This is a genomic window from Nocardia sp. NPDC051981, assembly GCF_040680715.1.
Lineage (GTDB): Bacteria > Actinomycetota > Actinomycetes > Mycobacteriales > Mycobacteriaceae > Nocardia.
On sequence record NZ_JBFAXK010000004.1, the window covers coordinates 126,919 to 143,653 of the forward strand.

Sequence of the window (16,735 nt, forward strand, 5' to 3'; positions counted from 1 at the left end):
AGCCGAGTTGCGACCGTCACAGTGCGCCAAAAGTCCAGTTCGTGTATTACGAGACGATAACGACACGGGGAAATTCGTGGATGGCGTCGGCCTCCGGGGTTTGCCGGCGAATTGACCCTGGCAGCGTGGTGCGGGCACTCTGATTAAGTGGTCACTAATGGAGTGCGGGTGTTGAGCGCGCTCGCCGACGGTACTCGCCGAGCGGTGTTCGAAGCCCTCCCGCAGGGCCCGAAATCGGTGGGTGAACTCGCCGGGGCCCTGGGCGTCACCAGTTCGGCAATCTCCCAGCATCTGAAGGTGCTGCGTGAGGCGCGCCTGGTGATGATGCGGCCGGAGGGCAACCGCCGTCTCTACTCCCTGGACCCGCGCGGGCTGGCCGATGCGCGTGACTATCTCGAACAGTTCTGGCCCAGCGCCCTGGCCGCCTACTCGGCGGCCTTGTCCAGCGCGCAGGCCGAACCCCCCTCCGGGCAGCGCGAACCTGCGGGCAGGTCGGATATGGCGGGAACGGGCCGGGGCCGCAGGAGCAGACGCGAGGTTGCGGGAGCAGAGTCAGGAAACGGGTGGCAGGGCCGCGTAGGGCTGGATCGCTGAGACCCCGGGCGGCCGGGCGTTACCGTGGCGGGGTGGGTACGTCCGTCGTTGTCGAGAGTCCCCGCCGGACAGTGCCACCCGGCTGGTCGGTGCCGCTGATCTTCGTCGCGGGCGGTGTCTCGCAGTATCTCGGCGCGGCGATCGGCGTCCATCTGTTCGGCACGGTCGAACCCGCGACGGTGGCCTGGCTGCGTGCGGCGGCCGCGGGTGCCGCCCTGTTGGCGTGGCGGCGGCCCTGGCGCGGGCGCTGGTCCCGCCGCTCGATCGGGGTGGCTGCCGGGTTCGGCGTGGTGACCCTGGGCATGAATATCGCCTTCTACGAGGCGATCGCGCGGATCCCGCTCGGCACCGCGGTCGCCATCGAATTCCTGGGACCGGTCGCGGTGGCCACTCTCGGATCGCGTCGGCCCCGCGATCTCCTCGCCGTGGCCCTGGTGGTCGCCGGTGTCTTCCTGCTGGCGGGCGTGTCCGCGGATGCCCGGCCGGCCGGTGTCGCGTTCGCCTTGCTCGCGGCCGCGCTGTGGGCGGGCTACATCCTGTTGGGCAAGCGGGTCGCCGACGCGGGGTCGGGCCTGGACGCTCTGGCCGTGGGTATGGCCGCCGCCGCACTCCTGCTGGCCCCGGTCCTGGTGACGCGCCAATGTGTGCTCGCCCCAGCCGCTTTCGCGGACCCAGGCACCTGGCTGCTGGGCGTCGGTGTCGGCGTGCTGTCCAGTGCCGTTCCCTACGCCCTCGACCAGCTGGTCCTGCGCACGGTCGGCCGCGCTCGTTTCGCCTTGCTGCTGGCGCTGCTCCCGGCCACCGCAGCCGTCATCGGCGCGGTCGCGCTGTCCCAGCGCCCCGCTGTCCCCGAACTCGCGGGCATCGCGCTGGTGATGGCGGCTCTGACTCTCAGTGCGACGCAACGCAATAGCCGTCCGCGGCTGCGCGGGAACGTGCGGCCGTCCCAAGCGCGGGAATGAACGCGGCCGAGATCTCAGCCGGGTTCGCAGGGCGAAGCCCGCAGAGTTCCGAAGACGGGATTCACCCCACCCGCCGGAAGGTCTGCTGGGCGCGGCGGTCCAATCCGGTGCCGGGCCAGGGGCGTTTGCGCAGTTGCTTGTCGACGGCGTTGACGACCTCGGGCACACCGATTTTCAGCAGCCCCGGGTCGATGTCGTCGGCGTCCGGGTCGCCGGTCTGCCCGGCCCAGAGCACGGCGTGGCGGCCGAGCAGGTGCGGGGGCGGGCCGCTGCGGCTGGGCGGGTTGGGGCCGAAGAGCAGTACGGTGCGGGTGCCGAAGGCGGTGGCCAGGTGGGCGACGCCGGTGTCGCCGCACACCACGAGGGCGGCCTCGGCGACGGTGGCGGCCAGTTCGATGAGGTTCTGCTGGCCGGCGAGGACTCGCGCCGATGAGAGTCCCGCGCGGGTGGCGACGCCGAGCGCGGTCTCGCGTTCGGATTCGTCACCGGTCACCACGACATCGCGATCCTGGACCAGCAGATGCCGGACCACGGCGGCGAACCGGTCGGCAGGCCAGCGCCGGGCGGTCGCGCCGGCCCCGATGTGCACGACCACGGCGTTGCGGTGGCTGGTGCTGGCCACCGGCGGCACCAGGCCGAGGTTGCGGCGGTCGGCGGCGATGCCGTCGGATTCGAGCAGATGGCACCAGCGGTCCACGTCGTGCATCTCGGGCTGCCATTCCGGGCCGGGCAGGTCGGGGAAGGCCGGATTGCGGTAGGTGAGAATGCGTTCGGGCTTGGTCCGGGAGAGTTCCGCGATGCCTTCGGTGCCGTCGAGGTTGACGGCCAGGGCCGGTGATTCGCCGTCCCAGCGCAGTCCGACGGTATCGTGGATGGGGACCATTTCGTCGACGGAGGCGATGAGGTCGACGATGGGTTTCAGGCGATGGGGTGCTGCCAGTGCGATGTGGTCGCCGGGCCGGGCCCGGCGCAGGGCGCGCAACGCGGGAACGGTGGTGAGGAGATCACCCAATCCGCGTGCTCGCAGCACTAGTACAACCGCCACCTGAATTCTCCTAGCCGGCCACGTCGCCCACGACGCTGCGGTCCGCCACCGGACGTGCGGGGACCATTGCGTGAGGACTACCCGGCCCGAGCGGGGGTGAAACCCTGGGGACCGATCCGCATGATGGCGGAAAACCGCTGTTACTACCGGCTGTCGTTGTCGCGGGTGGATGGATTACCGTGTGCAGTCATGACGGTCGTCTACAACCTCATGGTCACGGCTCATCTGCTCGGTATGGCGGCGGTGGTCGGCGGGTATGTCGCCTCCCAGCCGCGGGTGTCGGAGCTGATGGTGTGGGGCGCGCGTGTGCAGATCCTCACCGGGGTGATCCTGCTCGGCATGGCCGAGTCGATCCATTCGCTGGGCAAGCACCCCGATATGGCGAAGATGATCACCAAACTCGTGGTGGCGGTGCTGGTTGCGGCCTTCGCCGAAATGGGGCGTGCGGACGCCAAGCGCGGCAAGGAGGTGGCGTGGATGACCCACGCGGCCGGCGGGCTGGCGATCCTGAATGTCTTCATCGCGGCGCTGTGGAAGTGAGCGGGCGCGAAACCGTGAGCGCGACAACCGCATAACGTTCTCCCGCGTGAAAGGCGATGCCGCACAGGGTGCATGACTGCACCGCGTGCGGCATCGGGTGTTTCCGGGCCGGCTCAGGGGTGCCGGACGAGCTCGGGCGGGAGTTCGCGGGCGGTGTGGCGGGCCAGGTTCTCGGCGATCTCGGCGGCGACCACCGCGTGCCCGGCCATGGTCAGGTGGATGAGATCGGCCGAGAGCCAGTCCGGCAGTCGCGCGGGTGGTCCCAGAATTCGGTGAGGATGGCGTCGTGGCGCTCGGCGGGACGCGGCGCACGGCGTCGGCGAATCCGGCGAACAGCGGGAGGAGGGGAGCCGTGCGCCCGGTGAAGGAGTCGGCCAGGGTGAACAGCGACAGCCGCGCGCCGGTTGCGGCGGCCACCCGGGTGCACAGCTCGTCGAGGGCGGCCTCCACCTCGGGTAGCCGCGCATTGCGCAGGAACAGGTCGTTGATGAGCAGGCCGATGCCGCCGCCACCGAGCTGGCCGGGCTGGACCCGCACCCGTCGCGTTCCAGTTGGATGCGGTTGTGGCGGCGAATACGGCCGCGCGGATGGGTGACGACACGGCGCTGCCCACCGCAGGCGCGATCATCGACGGCCTGCTCGGGGCCGGCCGCTGACCATCGCCGTGACCGGCGGGAATGCGTAATTCGTTCGCGCCCGGCAATTCTGCATCGACTGCACGTCGGCGCGATCCGGCGGCGATGCGTGGCATGCGTGAATGCGGTTCGGGCGCAGCCGGTTTCACGTGGAGCACTGCCACGGCGTGTCTGGCACCCGCGTGTCTCACGCCGAGCGCGGTGCGTACATGATGAGCCCGACCCCGGCCAGGCACACCAGCGCGCCGATCACGTCCCAGCGGTCGGGCCGGAAGCCGTCCAGCGCCATGCCCCACAGCAGCGACCCCGCCACGAAGACGCCACCGTAGGCGGCGAGGATGCGCCCGAAGTGGGCGTCGGGCTGCAGGGTGGCGACGAACCCGTAGCAGCCGAGCGCCACCACCCCCGCCCCCATCCACAGCCAGCCGCGGTGCTCGCGCACTCCCTGCCAGATCAGCCACGCGCCACCGATTTCGGCGACGGCGGCCAGTCCGAAGAGCACGATCGATCGCAAGACGGTCATGGCAGCCCACCCTAGAGTCCGCGGCCGGTGTCCGGTCGGACCGCCCCGTGTGCGGTCCGGCCGGTCCGGATCATCGTTGGGCGTCGGCGCGGTCGAACAGCTGCTGTCCGAGGTACCCGCCCGGGCCGGGCACGCCGGGCGGGACGGCGAAGACCGCCGAGCCGACCGGTGTGGTCCATTGGTTGAGGGCGTCGAAGTCGGCCAGTCGCTGCTGCACCGGCAGGTACTGGGCGTCGATGTCGCGCTGGAAGGACGCGAACAGCAGGCCCGAGTTGGAGACGTGCCCGGGGGCGGGCGCGTCGTCGTAGTTGTAGCCGCGGCGCAGGAACCGCTCCCCGTCGTGGGCGTGGTGGGCGCGGGCGATGTGGGAGGACGGCGGGATCTTCGGGATGCCGTACTGGTCCACGGCCGCGAAGTCGGGTTCGTCGAATTCCCGGGTGCCCGACAGCGGCGCCCCGTGCTCGACGGTGCGGCCGACGGTGATGGCGCGCCCGTCGGCGTCGAGCTCGTCCCAGGTCTCGAGGTTCATGGCGATGCGCCGCAACACCATCGAGGTGCCCCCGGCCAGCCACGGCCGCACCGATCCGTCGTCCCACACGAGGCGATCGAAATCGGTTGTGCCGGGCGCGATGTTGACCGTGCCGTCCACCGAGCCCATGAGATTGCGCATGGTCCGGCCGCGGGCGGCATTGCGGAACCCGCGCTGCACCCACTTCACCGTGACCAGCGATTTCACATGCTTGGACAGCACCCGCACCGCGTGCGAGACCGTGGTGGCCTCGTCGGCGCAGATCTGCAGCAGCAGATCACCGCCGCACCAGGCGGCATCGAGCTTGTCGATGGTGAAGGCCGGCAACGGTTTCAGCCAGTGCGGCCGCTGGTCCTCGAGTCCGGCGACGGTGAACAACCGCGGCCCGAATCCGGCGGTGACGGTGAGCCGGGCGGGCCGGGCGGCCAGTTCCGGTTCGGTGTCGGCGAGTGCCGGTCGGCCCTGGGTCAGGCGCGAGGCGTCATCGGTCCAGATCTTCAACAGCCCGACGATGTCCTCGCGCTGTGCACCCGCCACCAGATCGAAGGCGACGAAGGCCGCGTGCAGCGGCGGATCCGTCGCGATGCCCGCCTGATGCGGACCGTGGAACGCGACCGTGTCCAGTCCGGGATCGCGATCGTGGTCGCGGTGGGTGAGTGTGGCCGCGCCCCAGCCGACGCCGGCGGAGCCGGCAATTGTCACCGCGGCGGCCCCGGCGGCCCCGCCGCCGAGCAGTCGCCGCCGGGACAGGCGGGGGTGCGGTTGCGGCCGGTCAGCCACCGTGGGCGGCGTTGTCGCCGGAGGGCTGGTAGTTCTCCTTGCCGCCCGCGAAGTCGCGTACCTGCGCGGTGACGGTGGTGCTGGACCCGTCGGAGAAGGTGAGCGTGATGGGGGTGTCCGCGCCGGTGCGCAGCGGTGCCTTCAACCCCATGAACATGAGGTGGTCGCCGCCGGGCTTGAGGGTCGCGCTGCCGTGGGCGGGGATGACGATGCCACCGGCCTTGGGCCGCATGGTCTTCTCTCCGGCCGCCTCGGGGACGATCTCGTGGATCTCCACGGTGGCCGAGGCCGGGCTGGTGGCCGCGACCAGGTTGATCGGCTGGTCGGAGGTGTTGGCGAGGGTGCCGAAGGCAGCGGACATGCCGCTGTCGGCGGCCTTGATCCACTGATCGGTCATGGTGATCCGGTCGGCGGCCTTGCCGGTGGCGTCCGAGGCGGTCTGCGAGGAGGAGCAGGCGACGGGCAGCAGCGCCAGGGTCGCGACGGCGGCGGCCGCGCCGACCCGGCGCGCGAATCCGCCGGTGCGCAGGCGGAAGCTGTGGCAGGAGGGCATCTGGGACATGGGAAATGGACTCCGTGTGTCAGGGGGAAGGGAGGTCACCCCGGACCGGTTCACGGCGACACCCATTCGGCGCAGGCCTGATTCGGTCACTGCGCGGGGGAGGAGGCGTCGCGGATCTATGCCGGAGCGAGGTGTGGGAACGGTGCGCCGGCCCGGGGTGGGCCACGACGCCCGATCCCCGGACTGACGAGCAGGCGACGCGCCTCGGCGCGATCGTCGGCGCGGCACGGCCGCAGGCGCGGCGCGGGCGGCCGGAGGATCGAACCCAGCGCGAGGATGAACCGCCGCACGCTGGTGACGGCCCGGCGCATACCGGCCTCGGCGGCGCGAATCGCGAGCGCGCCCACCGGAATTGCGACCAGGTGGGCCAGCAGCATCGACGGCGAGGAGCTGTGATGGTGGTGGCCCGGCGACATCGACAGCGCCGCATGGCCGATGGACTGACCCACCGCCAGCATGGCCATGGTTCCGGCGATCCCGTAGCGGGGGCGCAGGGTCGCCACCCCGACCCCGATCAGCGTGCACGCGGCGAACAGCAGGGCGAGCGCGGAACCGTCGAGCAGGGTCGCGCCGCCGCCGAGTCCGTGCGCGAGAATCGCTACCGCGCCGGAGGATGCGCCGACGGCAGCGCCGCGCAGGCGCGCGGTGTGATCCGTCGTTGAGCGCACCCGGCCATGCTACGACGTCGTGTCGCAGACGATGTTTCCAGGTGGTATGACCGGCGTCTCCACAGGATCTTCACAATCGATGCGAACCATCTCCACGGCGGTTGCCTAATGTCACCTGCATGGAAACCAGCGCGCGCCGGATCCTCGTCGTCGAGGACGAGCCGACCATCGCGGAATCCCTCGCCGCCCGCCTGCGCGCCGAGGGGTACGCGGTCGACATCGCGCACGACGGGCCCGCGGCGGTGGCGGCCGACGCGGCCGGGGACCCGGATCTGGTGGTACTGGACGTGATGCTGCCCGGCTTCGACGGGCTCGAGGTCTGCCGCCGCATCCAGGCCCGCCGGCCGGTGCCGGTGCTGATGCTGACCGCCCGCACCGACGAAACCGACATGCTCGTCGGCCTCGGGGTCGGCGCGGACGACTATCTGACGAAACCGTTCTCGATGCGGGTGCTCACCGCCCGCGTGCACGCCCTGCTGCGCCGCGTGGACCGCACCGCCGCCCCGGCCGCCGCCATCGTGGTCGGTGATCTACGCATCGACACCGATCAGCGGCGGGTGTGGCGCGGCGACGCCGAAACCCAGCTCACCCCACTGGAATTCGAGCTGCTGGTGCACCTGGCCCGCCGGCCGCGCACCGTGCTGGCCCGGGAACGGCTACTCAGCGAGGTGTGGGGTTGGGCGGATGCCTCGGGCACCCGCGCCGTCGACAGTCACGTCAAGGCGTTGCGCCGCAAGCTCGGCGCGGACCTGATCCGCACCGTGCACGGCGTGGGGTACGCGCTGGAGGCTCGATGAACGGCGGTGGGCGCGCAGCGGAGGGGGAGCGGTGAGCGTGCGAGAGTGGTTGCGGGCGGCCGGGAATCGGGCGGCGGGGTGGATGCCGCGCCCGCTGGACCGGGTGGGGTCGATCAAACTGAAGCTGGCCGTTGTGCTGCCGGTGGCCGACTGGCTGCCCGACGTCGAGCGTGCGGCCATCGCGGACGTCATTCGCGCACGCCTGTCCAGCGATTCGTGGCAGGGCTGGAACTACGCCCGCGCCACCGCCCGCCGGTGATCAGGAGCCGAAGCTGACCGGGGTCCAGGTGCGGCCCGCGTCCTGGGTGGCGAGCATCGTGGTGGCCAGGTGCTTGGACCCGGGCTGAGCCATGATCACGAAACCTGTTGTCTCGGTGACGAAATGGCCCGAGCTCTCGCGCCAGCCCTGGGCGGGTGCGCGGTAGGTGGTCGTCCATGTCGCGCCGCCGTCGGCCGAGGTGAGCAGGCGATCGTCGAGAGCGGCGACCAGATGGGTGGGGTCGGCGGGGATGAGCGCGGCAGCTGAAGACAGCGTCGGCGACAGCTGCCCGGTCTCGACGAACGTGGCACCGCCGTCGGTCGAGGTCATGAGCTGGGTGGTGGTGCCGCCGTCGGAGTACGGGCCGGATCGGCCACACAGGGCGACGAGCCGCTTTTCGGAGAAGGGGTGCCAGGCGGCTGGACCATTGCCGCCGCAGGGCAGTTTCCACGGTGTCCATGTGCCGTCGACCGATCGGGCACCGTCCGCACCCCGGTTGGTGACGACCATCCAGGCCCGGCTGCCGAGAACGGTGACAGCGGCCGAGGGGTCCGGGCCGCCGCTACCGGGTACCGGGATCTCGGTGGGACCGGTCCACGCGTCACGGGTGAGGGGGCTGGTGAACAGTACGGTCCGTTCGCCGGGCTGCACGGTGGCGATGTACACGCTGTCGTCGGACATCGTGAACGACCAGGCGTCGACGACCGGATCGAGGTCGAGATCGATCTCGCGCCAGATCTTTCCGCCGTCGTGGGTGGCGAACAGCTTGTCGCCGGCCCGGATCCAGCCATTGCGGGCGTCGGCGAACTTCAGCCAGTGCCCCTTGGACCCGGGATCGCGCAGCGGGGCCGGGAGCGGGGCCGGCTGCCACGTCTGCCCGCCGTCGGTGGTGTGCTGCAACGCCAGGCAGGGCTCGCTCGCACACGGATAGGTCCGGCCCAGCACCCAGCCCTCGTCGGCGGAGATGAAGGTGATCGAATCGGGTTGGAAGCCGACCGGATCCGGCGCCGCGGCCTCGACGGCGGTCGGCGTCATGGCAGGCCCGGTGGCCGGGGCCGCTGTCGCGGGGGCCGTCGTCGTGTCGGTCGTCTGCGAGTCCGGGCCGCTCTCACCGGTTTTGATGGTGAGCGCCGCGACCACCCCCGCCGCCAGGACCGGTACTCCGACTCCGACGACTCCGGCCAGCACGACCGGATTCCGCAACCCCACCGGCCCGGACTCCCTTCAGCACATCACCGGGGCCGGTCATCCGGGCGGTCACCCGGCGGCCCTGCGGCACAACGGGATCGAGTATGCCCGGTGAGTGCCCGATTTGCCCACCCGGCTCGGGTTTCGCCCAACCTGCTCGAATCGCCTGCGCGCCGGGCGGCCTGTGGGCAGCGATATCGCCGATGAGCTGGTAGGGGACCGGTGCATCCGGCAATGCCGAGCGGATGGCGGCACGCCGCTGATGGAGAGCGGCGCGGGTGCGTCGCGGGCCGGTTCAGCCGCGCAGCCGGGCCAGCAGCTGCAGGGCGGCGTCGAGCATGCCGTCGAGGGAGTCGGTGACGTAGAGCAGGTCGATGAAGAAGTCGTCGAATCCGGTATCGGCGGCGACCTTCTCGATGGTCGCGGCGACCACTTCGAGGTCGGTGCCCGCGGCCACGTTCACCCGCAACACCGTGCCGATGTCCTTCGGATCGCGGCCGGCGGCGACCGCGGCCTCGTCGATCACGCCGCGCAGCTTCAACAACTGCTGACCCCAGGTGGGCGGGCCCGGCACCGGCACCACGGGCAGCCAGCCGTCGGCGCGGCGGCCGATGCGGGCCAGACCGGCCGGGCTGAACGCGCCCAGATAGATCGGCGGGCGCGGCCGCTGCACCGGCTTGAGCTCACTGCGATGCTCGGGCACCGACACGTAGCGGCCGCGATATCCTGCGGGGTCGGTGGTCCAGATGGCTTCCAGCGCATCGAGGGTCTCGTCCAGCCGGGCGCCGCGATGGGTGAAGGGGACCTCGGCGGCCTCGTACTCCTCCGGCGACCACCCGATGCCGAAGCCGGGAATCAGCCGGCCGTTGCTGACCACGTCGACCGTGGTGAGCGCGCGGGCCAGCTGCGCGGGCCGATACAGCGGCGCGATCAGCACATTCGCGCCGAGGGCGACCCGCTCGGTCACCGCGGCCGCGATCCCGAGCAGCAACAGCGGATCGAGCACCGAGTTGAACTCGTCGGGAATGGTGTCCTTGCCCGCGTAACCGACCTTCGGATCGGTGGCGGCGATGAGCCGCTCACCCACCCAGAGACTGTCGGCCCCCGCCTGCTCCAGCGCGGTCGCATAATGCGCCACCCGAGCGCCCTCGCGGGCCTGTGAACCATGCTGAGGAAGAGCGAAGCCGATTCTCACCCTTCCGGTGATACCAGATACGCGATCACGCCGGGCCGCGGGATCGCGGACAGGATGGACGGCGTGGGAGAACACAAGGACCGCATGCTCGCCGGCGAGCCGTACCGCGACAACGACCCCGAACTGGTCGCCGAACGTCTGCGCTGCCAGGGGTTGCTCGACCGGTTCAACGCCACCCGCGCCGGTCAGGACGTCGAGCGTCGAACCATCCTCGACGAGCTGCTCGGCGAGATCGGGGAGGGGTCCTGGATCATGCCGCGCTTCCAATGCGACTACGGGCACCTGATCCGGTTGGGCCGCAACAGTTTCCTCAACTACGACGCCATCGTCATGGATTGTGCGCCGGTCACCATCGGCGACGACGTCTCGATCGGCCCGCGCGCCCAGCTGCTCACCGCCCTGCACCCGATGGACGATCACGCGCTGCGCCGGGACCGCTGGGAGACGGCCGCGCCCATCACCATCGGCGACAATGTGTGGCTCGGCGGCGGGGTCATCGTCTGCCCGGGCGTGAGCATCGGTGCGAACACGGTGGTCGGGGCGGGCAGCGTCGTCACCCGTGAGCTGCCCGACAAGGTGTTCGCCGCAGGCAATCCCGCGCGGGTGATCAGGCCGCTGTGACCGATACCGGCAACGGGCAGGAAAACGGATCTGGTGCGACTTCGTTCACCGGTGCGGAAGCTGGTTCGGCACGACCTCAGCCGGGCAGGCCCGCCAGTTCGGCGCACAACCGGTGCAGGCGGGTGGCGGCCGCGTCGTCCTGGGCGGTGGGGGAGGGCGCCTTGACACGGTTGCGCTCGAAGTAGCAGCCGGACACGGAGGAGACGTCGGGGTCGGTCGCCAGGTAGGTGAGGGTCCGCGCGGCCGTGGCGGCGTCGGTCATGAACAGGCGTTTGCCGAGCGCCAGCACGGGCCGGGCGAACCAGGGTGCGGCGTCCCAGATGCCGGTGACGACGACGCCCGGGTGGAAGGCGTTGGCGGTCACCCGGGTTCCGTCCAGCCGCCGGGCCAGGTCGCGCGTGTACAGAACGTTGGCGAGCTTGGCGCGGCCGTAGGCGGTGGTGCCGCTGTAGCCGTGCCGCAGCTGCAGGTCCTCGAAGTCGAGGGCATTGCCATAGTGCATGACCGACGAGGTGAACAGGATCCGCGCCGGGGCACTGTGGCGCAGCAGATCCAGCAGCAGCTCGGTGAGCAGGAATCCGGCGAGATGGTTCACCGCGAAGGTGGCTTCCAGACCGTCCCCGGTTTCGGTGCGCGAGAAGTGGAATGCGCCCGCATTGTTGGCCAGCACGTCGAGCCGGTCGTATCGGGCCGCGACGGTTGCGGCGAGCTGCCGCACCTCGGCCAGGGAGGAGAGGTCGCATTCGATCGCATCGACCGGCGCGGCGGCGGTAGAGCGCACCGATTCGACTGCGGCACTGAGCTTTCCGGGATTGCGGCCGACCAGGATGACACGGTGCCCGGCCGCCGCGAGCTGCCCCGCCGCCGCCAATCCGATCCCCGACGTGGCCCCCGTGATCAGCATGGTCTTCATGCCCGGCCAGCCTGCCACACCCCGGGCGCACTGTCGCGGTACGCCGACCCGCGTATCCGGCGCCGACCCGCTGTCCGACTTCGCCGTTCACCGGCCCTCGCCCTCAGCCCGGGCCGCCACCGGGCCCAGGGCGATCAGACGGCCACGGGAATCTCGCTCAGGCTCAGATAGATTCGCTTGCCCTCCGCACGCGCCTGCGCCACCATCCGATCGGCACCCTCGGACGGACCGCCGATGCGCAGCACCGCGTCACAGCGAGAGAGCAGCTGCTCGGCGACAGGATGGAAGATCTCGTCGTAGAGCGGGTCACCCGGGCGCGTACTGCCGGCGATCTCCAGCAGCGGCAGCGCCAGCGCCTCACCGGTGACCGGGAGATGCCCGGCCCGGAAGAGGGTCAGGGCCGTCTCGTTCATGGCGCGCACATTCGCGGCCAGCTTGACCGGATCGTCACCGGTGCCCGAGCGGTACGGGCCCGCGACCAGGATCATCTGAGAATTCGACACGGTAGCTCCTTCGATCATCGGTTCATACGTCGATTCGGTTCACGCCGTATGGAGGACGACGCCCGCCTCACGCAGGGCATCGAGGGTCTGCGGCCCGGCCGGATGGATCGCCGGGTCGGATGCGGAGCGGTCGGTGACGAACTCGTGGGCCGCGCCCAGCGCGGCCACCTGGCTGAAAGCCCGCACCCCGAGCTTGGTCGCATCCGCCACCGCCAGCACCCGCGCCGACTGCGCGATCCCGGCCTGCTTGACCGCGGCATCGTCGAGACAGAACTCCGACCAGCCGTACTCGGCGTGCACCCCGCCGATCGACATCACGAACACGTCGAACGCGAGTGACTCCACCGCCCGCAAAGCCAAAGGGCCGACCAGGGATTGCTCACCCGGCCGGGAACGCCCACCCGCCACCAGCAACTCGATCCCGGGACGGTCGGCCAGGCACACCGCGGTCTGCAGGCTCAGCGCGGTCACCGTCAACGGACCGCGCTCGGCCAGCGCCCGGGCCACATGCACGGTCGTCGTGCCCGCGTCCAGCAGGACCCGCGACCCGGGTGCGATGAGGGCCGCGACGGCCGCGCCCAGCCGGTCCTTGGTCACGGCCGACCAGCCCGCGCGATCGGCGAACCCGCCCGCCTCGGTCCGCGCCCGGGTCGCCACCGCCCCGCCGTGCACCCGCCGCACCAGGCCGCGCTGCTCGAGCGCGTCCAGGTCGCGGCGCACGGTCATCTCCGAAACACCCAGGCGCTGCGCCAATTCCGCCACCGCGGCCCGCTCCGCGCCCTGCACCAGACGCAGCGTCACATCCAACCGTTCACCGGCATCCACCCCATATTTCTAACAGAGGTGTGTTCGAATGAACAGAGTCGGTTTCGTATTGCCCGAGGCTGGGCGCTTACCTCCCGGGTAATGGCCTGCGGTGGTTGATCATTCGTACGATCGGCACATGGCGACTCACACGGCAGGCGACCTCCTGCGGCACTGGCGCACCACCCGGCGACTCAGCCAGCTCGAACTCGCCGGTCGCGCCGAAACCTCCACCCGCCACCTCAGCTTCATCGAAACCGGTCGCGCCACCCCCAGCCGCCAGATGCTGCTGCACCTGTCCGACGAACTCGACATCCCCCTGCGGGAACGCAACCGCATGCTCCTGGCCGCCGGATACGCACCCGTCTACGCCGAACCCGAACTCGACACCCCCGCCATGCAATCCGTCCGCGACGCCCTCCGCCGCATCCTCACCGGCCTCGAACCCCACCCCGCCCTCGCCATCGACGCGAACTGGACCATGGTCGATGCCAACGCCGGCATCGGACTCTTCCTCGACGGCATCGACCCCGCCCTGCTGGCGCCGCCCGTCAACGCCCTGCGCCTGACCCTGCACCCCGACGGCTTCGCCCCCCGCATCATCAACCCCGCCGAATGGCGCGGCCACCTCTTCGAACGCCTGCAACGCCAGATCGAAGTAACCGGATCACCCGAACTCACCGCGCTGCTCGACGAATTGCGCGCCTACCCCGGCGGCGAGGAATCACCCCGCCTGCCCGAACCCGACCAGGCCGTTGTCCCCCTGCGCGTGCGCCTCGACGGCCACGAACTCGCCTTCCTCAGCGTCACCACCGTTTTCGGCACACCCATGAACGTCACCGTCGCCGAACTCGCCATCGAAGCCTTCCTCCCCGCCGATGCCGCCACCGCCGCCCACCTCCGGGACCGCCTCACCGTCCCGGGAACCTGACCCCCACAACCCGATCCGACTAGTCGGTCCGCGCGGGCCGGTCCATACCCCACAATGAGATTCCATGGACGTGCCCGCGCACCTCACCCACCTCACCGGCACACCCATCACCCGCGTCGACCACCTCGGCCACAGCCACGCCTGGACCCTCCACCGCGCCCACACCGCCGACGGCCGCACCCTCTTCGTCAAAGCCGTCCAGAACGGCACCGCCTCCGCCGTCCTCACCGCCGAAGCCGCCGGCCTCCGCTGGCTGGCCGCCGGCCACCCCACCCTCGTCCCACCCGTCGTCGCCGCCGACCCCCGCATGCTCGTCCTGCCCTGGCAGCCACGCGAACCCGCCACCCCCACCGCCGCCGAACAGCTCGGCCGCGACCTCGCCACCCTCCACACCGCCACTCCACCCACTTACGGCGCCCCCTGGGACGGCTACATCGCCACCCTCCCTCTGGACAACACCCCCACCACCGGCGACTGGGGCCCCTGGTACGCCGAATACCGCCTGGCCCCTTACGCTTCCGCAGCCGCCCGCGAACTCGGCCGCGACGGCACCCGCCTCCTCGACCGCGTCATCGACCGCATCGACCACCTCGCCGGCCCTCCCGAACCCCCCGCGCGCATCCACGGCGACCTCTGGTCCGGCAACATCCTCTGGTCCACCGGCCACGCCCTCCTCATCGACCCCGCCGCCCACGGCGGCCATCGCGAAACCGACCTCGCCATGCTCACCCTCTTCGGCGCCCCCCACCTCGACCGCATCCTCGCGGCCTACCAGGAAACCACCCCCCTGAGTTCCGGCTGGCGCCAACGCATCCCCCTCCATCAACTCCACCCCCTCCTCGTCCATGTCATCCTCTTCGGCGGCTCCTACCGAGGCATGCTGCTCGCCGCCGCAGCCTCAGCCCTGGCGGGTCAGTAGCGCGATCGCTGCTGCAACTCTGCTTGGGTGGGGGTAGTCGTGGGCTAGCGTCGGGGGCGTGGAGCTGCAGCGGATTCATCATGTCGCGATCATTGCGTCGGACTATGAGAGGTCGAAGGCCTTTTACACCGAGGTCCTCGGGTTGCGGGTGATTGCGGAGAACTATCGGGCCGAAAGATGTTCGTACAAGCTGGATCTCGCGTTACCCGACGGCGGACAGGTGGAATTGTTCTCGTTCCCGGAGCCGCCCGCGCGGCCGTCCAGGCCCGAAGCTGCTGGGTTGCGGCATCTGGCGTTCCGGGTAGCGGATGTGGGGGAGGCGGTGGCTGAGTTGAGGGGTAGGGGAGTGGCGGTGGAGGAGGTGCGGGTGGATGAGTACACGGGGAAACGGTTCGTGTTCTTCGCTGATCCGGATGGCCTGCCGCTGGAGCTGTACGAAGCCTGAGATCAGCGCCTCTGCCGGAGGCATTCTCGATTGAACATTAGGAAATGGACATATGCGCATCTACGCATTTTGCTTCGTTTCAAACGAACTCCAGCACTCACCACCGCACACACCTGCATGACCACACCCATCACCAACCAACCTCGAAGAGGGGAGCGGCTATTCGATGCCGCTCGGTCGCTGGGTTGGGGGCTCCCATACGATGGTCCACATGACCAAAGTGCTCCTGAAGACCTCCGCCGGGGACATCACCCTGGAACTGGACGAGGCCAAGGCACCCAAGACCGTCGCCAACTTCGTCGACTACGTCAAGGCGGGCCACTACGCGGACACCGTCTTCCACCGGGTGATCCCGAACTTCATGATCCAGGGTGGCGGTCTGACCGCCGACATGCAGCAGAAGACTGCCAAGCAGACTGTCGAGAACGAGGCCGCCAACGGCCTCAAGAACGACAAGTACACCGTCGCCATGGCGCGCACCTCGGCCCCGCACTCGGCCAGCGCGCAGTTCTTCATCAACACCAGCAACAACGCCTTCCTGAACTACCCGGGCCAGGACGGCTTCGGCTACGCCGTGTTCGGCAAGGTCGTCGACGGCACCGCCGTCGTGGACGCCATCGAGGGTGTGCGCACCGGCAACAAGGCCGGGCACCAGGATGTGCCGGTCGAGCCGATCACCATCCTGTCCGCCGAACTGGTCTGATCAGTCCCTGCGGGATCTGAACAAACGGCCCGGAACCGTATGGTTCCGGGCCGTTGTCGTTGGCGCGTAGCGGGTTTCGGGTCAGGCGTCGAGGACGCGGGCCTCGCGTTTGACGACGGGCGGGAGTACGGACCAGGGGAAGTTGATCCACTTGTCGGTGCGTTTCCACACGTATTCGCAGTCGACCTCGGAATGCGGCTTCTGGTAGATGACCGCGCAGCGCACCTCGGCGACGTGGTGGGAGCAGAAGTCGCGCACGAGTTTCAGGGTCTTGCCGGTGTCGGCGACGTCGTCGGCGACCAGGACGGTCGCGCCGGTGAGGTCGACGGCGCTGGGGACGGGCGGCAGCATGACCGGCATGTCGAGGCGCTGGTCGACGCCGGTGTAGAACTCCACGTTCATGACGTGGAGGTTCTTGACGTCGAGGGCGTAGCCGAGGGCGCCGGCGACGAAGAGCCCGCCGCGGGCGATCGACAGGATGAGGTCGGGTTCGAAGCCGTCGTCGGCGATGGCCTGGGATAGTTCGCGGCTGGCGTCCCCGAACAGTTCCCAGCTCAGTTCCTCGCGATCGCTCATGCCCGACTCCGTTCTGCCCGCTGCGGTGGTCTTCGGATCATAC

20 protein-coding genes and 1 pseudogene are annotated in these 16,735 nt (G+C 70.2%); 10 read left to right on the forward strand and 11 right to left on the reverse strand.

What is annotated here, in order from left to right; genetic code table 11:
• Window positions 1–147: 147 nt before the first annotated feature.
• Both AB0L60_RS09910 and AB0L60_RS09915 read left to right on the forward strand, forming a co-directional pair.
• Window positions 148–432, forward strand: a pseudogene (locus tag AB0L60_RS09910) (metalloregulator ArsR/SmtB family transcription factor); the annotation flags it as partial.
• A 194-nt stretch (window positions 433–626) separates the two neighbouring features.
• On the forward strand, window positions 627–1,556 hold the full coding sequence (locus tag AB0L60_RS09915) for an EamA family transporter (protein ID WP_364610129.1): 930 nt from the start codon (window positions 627–629) through the stop codon (window positions 1,554–1,556).
• A gap of 61 nt (window positions 1,557–1,617) precedes the next feature.
• Here AB0L60_RS09915 and AB0L60_RS09920 read toward each other — a convergent pair whose 3' ends face one another.
• Entirely contained in the window at window positions 1,618–2,601 is a 984-nt protein-coding gene (locus AB0L60_RS09920; protein WP_364610132.1) for a glycosyltransferase family 9 protein, read from the reverse strand.
• A 189-nt stretch (window positions 2,602–2,790) separates the two neighbouring features.
• Between AB0L60_RS09920 and AB0L60_RS09925 the strand changes: the two genes are divergently transcribed.
• A complete protein-coding gene (locus tag AB0L60_RS09925) occupies window positions 2,791–3,141 on the forward strand; it encodes a hypothetical protein (RefSeq protein WP_364610135.1) in 351 nt (116 codons plus the stop codon).
• A gap of 822 nt (window positions 3,142–3,963) precedes the next feature.
• On the opposite strand, the gene AB0L60_RS09930 is transcribed toward AB0L60_RS09925, so the two are convergent.
• The 4 genes from AB0L60_RS09930 to AB0L60_RS09945 all read right to left on the reverse strand — a co-directional run bounded on the left by AB0L60_RS09930 (window position 3,964) and on the right by AB0L60_RS09945 (window position 6,838).
• Window positions 3,964–4,299 carry a YnfA family protein gene (locus AB0L60_RS09930; protein WP_356996771.1) on the reverse strand — a complete coding sequence of 112 codons (336 nt, stop codon included), beginning with the start codon at window positions 4,297–4,299 and terminating at the stop codon, window positions 3,964–3,966.
• Between the two features lie 70 nt (window positions 4,300–4,369).
• A complete protein-coding gene (locus tag AB0L60_RS09935; protein WP_364610139.1) occupies window positions 4,370–5,608 on the reverse strand; it encodes a Dyp-type peroxidase in 1,239 nt (412 codons plus the stop codon).
• Entirely contained in the window at window positions 5,601–6,170 is a 570-nt protein-coding gene (locus tag AB0L60_RS09940) for a copper chaperone PCu(A)C (RefSeq protein ID WP_364610141.1), read from the reverse strand. The genes AB0L60_RS09935 and AB0L60_RS09940 overlap by 8 nt, the downstream gene beginning before the upstream one ends.
• A 116-nt stretch (window positions 6,171–6,286) precedes the next feature.
• Complete coding sequence (locus AB0L60_RS09945) at window positions 6,287–6,838, reverse strand: hypothetical protein (RefSeq protein ID WP_364610143.1); 552 nt, start codon at window positions 6,836–6,838, stop codon at window positions 6,287–6,289.
• Window positions 6,839–6,957: 119 nt separating this feature from the next.
• Between AB0L60_RS09945 and AB0L60_RS09950 the strand changes: the two genes are divergently transcribed.
• Both AB0L60_RS09950 and AB0L60_RS09955 read left to right on the forward strand, forming a co-directional pair.
• Window positions 6,958–7,635 carry a response regulator transcription factor gene (locus AB0L60_RS09950; protein ID WP_364610145.1) on the forward strand — a complete coding sequence of 226 codons (678 nt, stop codon included), beginning with the start codon at window positions 6,958–6,960 and terminating at the stop codon, window positions 7,633–7,635.
• A 31-nt stretch (window positions 7,636–7,666) separates the two neighbouring features.
• Complete coding sequence (locus tag AB0L60_RS09955) at window positions 7,667–7,894, forward strand: hypothetical protein (RefSeq protein ID WP_364610148.1); 228 nt, start codon at window positions 7,667–7,669, stop codon at window positions 7,892–7,894.
• Here AB0L60_RS09955 and AB0L60_RS09960 read toward each other — a convergent pair whose 3' ends face one another.
• Both AB0L60_RS09960 and AB0L60_RS09965 read right to left on the reverse strand, forming a co-directional pair.
• Window positions 7,895–9,103, reverse strand: a complete 1,209-nt coding sequence (locus tag AB0L60_RS09960; protein ID WP_364610151.1) for a hypothetical protein — start codon at window positions 9,101–9,103, stop codon at window positions 7,895–7,897.
• A 274-nt stretch (window positions 9,104–9,377) separates the two neighbouring features.
• Window positions 9,378–10,277 (reverse strand): TIGR03619 family F420-dependent LLM class oxidoreductase, encoded by a 900-nt coding sequence (locus AB0L60_RS09965; protein ID WP_364610154.1) that lies wholly within the window; start codon window positions 10,275–10,277, stop codon window positions 9,378–9,380.
• A gap of 63 nt (window positions 10,278–10,340) precedes the next feature.
• Between AB0L60_RS09965 and AB0L60_RS09970 the strand changes: the two genes are divergently transcribed.
• Window positions 10,341–10,898, forward strand: coding sequence for a sugar O-acetyltransferase (locus AB0L60_RS09970; RefSeq protein ID WP_364610157.1), 558 nt, complete (start codon window positions 10,341–10,343; stop codon window positions 10,896–10,898).
• A 76-nt stretch (window positions 10,899–10,974) separates the two neighbouring features.
• Here AB0L60_RS09970 and AB0L60_RS09975 read toward each other — a convergent pair whose 3' ends face one another.
• The 3 genes from AB0L60_RS09975 to AB0L60_RS09985 form a co-directional block, all read right to left on the reverse strand.
• On the reverse strand, window positions 10,975–11,811 hold the full coding sequence (locus AB0L60_RS09975) for an SDR family NAD(P)-dependent oxidoreductase (RefSeq protein ID WP_364610160.1): 837 nt from the start codon (window positions 11,809–11,811) through the stop codon (window positions 10,975–10,977).
• A 134-nt stretch (window positions 11,812–11,945) separates the two neighbouring features.
• Window positions 11,946–12,314 (reverse strand): hypothetical protein, encoded by a 369-nt coding sequence (locus tag AB0L60_RS09980; RefSeq protein WP_364610163.1) that lies wholly within the window; start codon window positions 12,312–12,314, stop codon window positions 11,946–11,948.
• A 39-nt stretch (window positions 12,315–12,353) separates the two neighbouring features.
• A complete protein-coding gene (locus tag AB0L60_RS09985; RefSeq protein ID WP_364610166.1) occupies window positions 12,354–13,139 on the reverse strand; it encodes a DeoR/GlpR family DNA-binding transcription regulator in 786 nt (261 codons plus the stop codon).
• A 118-nt stretch (window positions 13,140–13,257) separates the two neighbouring features.
• Between AB0L60_RS09985 and AB0L60_RS09990 the strand changes: the two genes are divergently transcribed.
• From AB0L60_RS09990 to AB0L60_RS10005, 4 genes are all read left to right on the forward strand, one after another.
• Window positions 13,258–14,049, forward strand: coding sequence for a helix-turn-helix transcriptional regulator (locus tag AB0L60_RS09990; protein ID WP_364610169.1), 792 nt, complete (start codon window positions 13,258–13,260; stop codon window positions 14,047–14,049).
• A 64-nt stretch (window positions 14,050–14,113) separates the two neighbouring features.
• Window positions 14,114–14,968 (forward strand): fructosamine kinase family protein, encoded by an 855-nt coding sequence (locus tag AB0L60_RS09995; protein WP_364610172.1) that lies wholly within the window; start codon window positions 14,114–14,116, stop codon window positions 14,966–14,968.
• A 58-nt stretch (window positions 14,969–15,026) separates the two neighbouring features.
• Window positions 15,027–15,413, forward strand: coding sequence for a VOC family protein (locus AB0L60_RS10000; RefSeq protein ID WP_364610175.1), 387 nt, complete (start codon window positions 15,027–15,029; stop codon window positions 15,411–15,413).
• Between the two features lie 202 nt (window positions 15,414–15,615).
• Window positions 15,616–16,116 (forward strand): peptidylprolyl isomerase, encoded by a 501-nt coding sequence (locus tag AB0L60_RS10005; protein ID WP_364610178.1) that lies wholly within the window; start codon window positions 15,616–15,618, stop codon window positions 16,114–16,116.
• An 81-nt stretch (window positions 16,117–16,197) separates the two neighbouring features.
• Here the strand turns inward: AB0L60_RS10005 and AB0L60_RS10010 are convergent, their stop codons facing one another.
• Window positions 16,198–16,692, reverse strand: a complete 495-nt coding sequence (locus tag AB0L60_RS10010) for a phosphoribosyltransferase (protein ID WP_364610181.1) — start codon at window positions 16,690–16,692, stop codon at window positions 16,198–16,200.
• Window positions 16,693–16,735 lie beyond the last annotated feature (43 nt).

Bases quoted from the DNA above. Each gene is read 5' to 3' on its own strand.
- AB0L60_RS09940 (WP_364610141.1), bottom strand. From the start codon at position 6,170: ATGTCCCAGATGCCCTCCTGCCACAGCTTCCGCCTGCGCACCGGCGGA.
- AB0L60_RS09990 (WP_364610169.1), top strand. From the start codon at position 13,258: ATGGCGACTCACACGGCAGGCGACCTCCTGCGGCACTGGCGCACCACC.
- AB0L60_RS10005 (WP_364610178.1), top strand. From the start codon at position 15,616: ATGGTCCACATGACCAAAGTGCTCCTGAAGACCTCCGCCGGGGACATC.
- AB0L60_RS09925 (WP_364610135.1), top strand. From the start codon at position 2,791: ATGACGGTCGTCTACAACCTCATGGTCACGGCTCATCTGCTCGGTATG.
- AB0L60_RS09930 (WP_356996771.1), bottom strand. From the start codon at position 4,299: ATGACCGTCTTGCGATCGATCGTGCTCTTCGGACTGGCCGCCGTCGCC.
- AB0L60_RS09950 (WP_364610145.1), top strand. From the start codon at position 6,958: ATGGAAACCAGCGCGCGCCGGATCCTCGTCGTCGAGGACGAGCCGACC.
- AB0L60_RS09995 (WP_364610172.1), top strand. From the start codon at position 14,114: ATGGACGTGCCCGCGCACCTCACCCACCTCACCGGCACACCCATCACC.
- AB0L60_RS09975 (WP_364610160.1), bottom strand. From the start codon at position 11,811: ATGAAGACCATGCTGATCACGGGGGCCACGTCGGGGATCGGATTGGCG.
- AB0L60_RS10010 (WP_364610181.1), bottom strand. From the start codon at position 16,692: ATGAGCGATCGCGAGGAACTGAGCTGGGAACTGTTCGGGGACGCCAGC.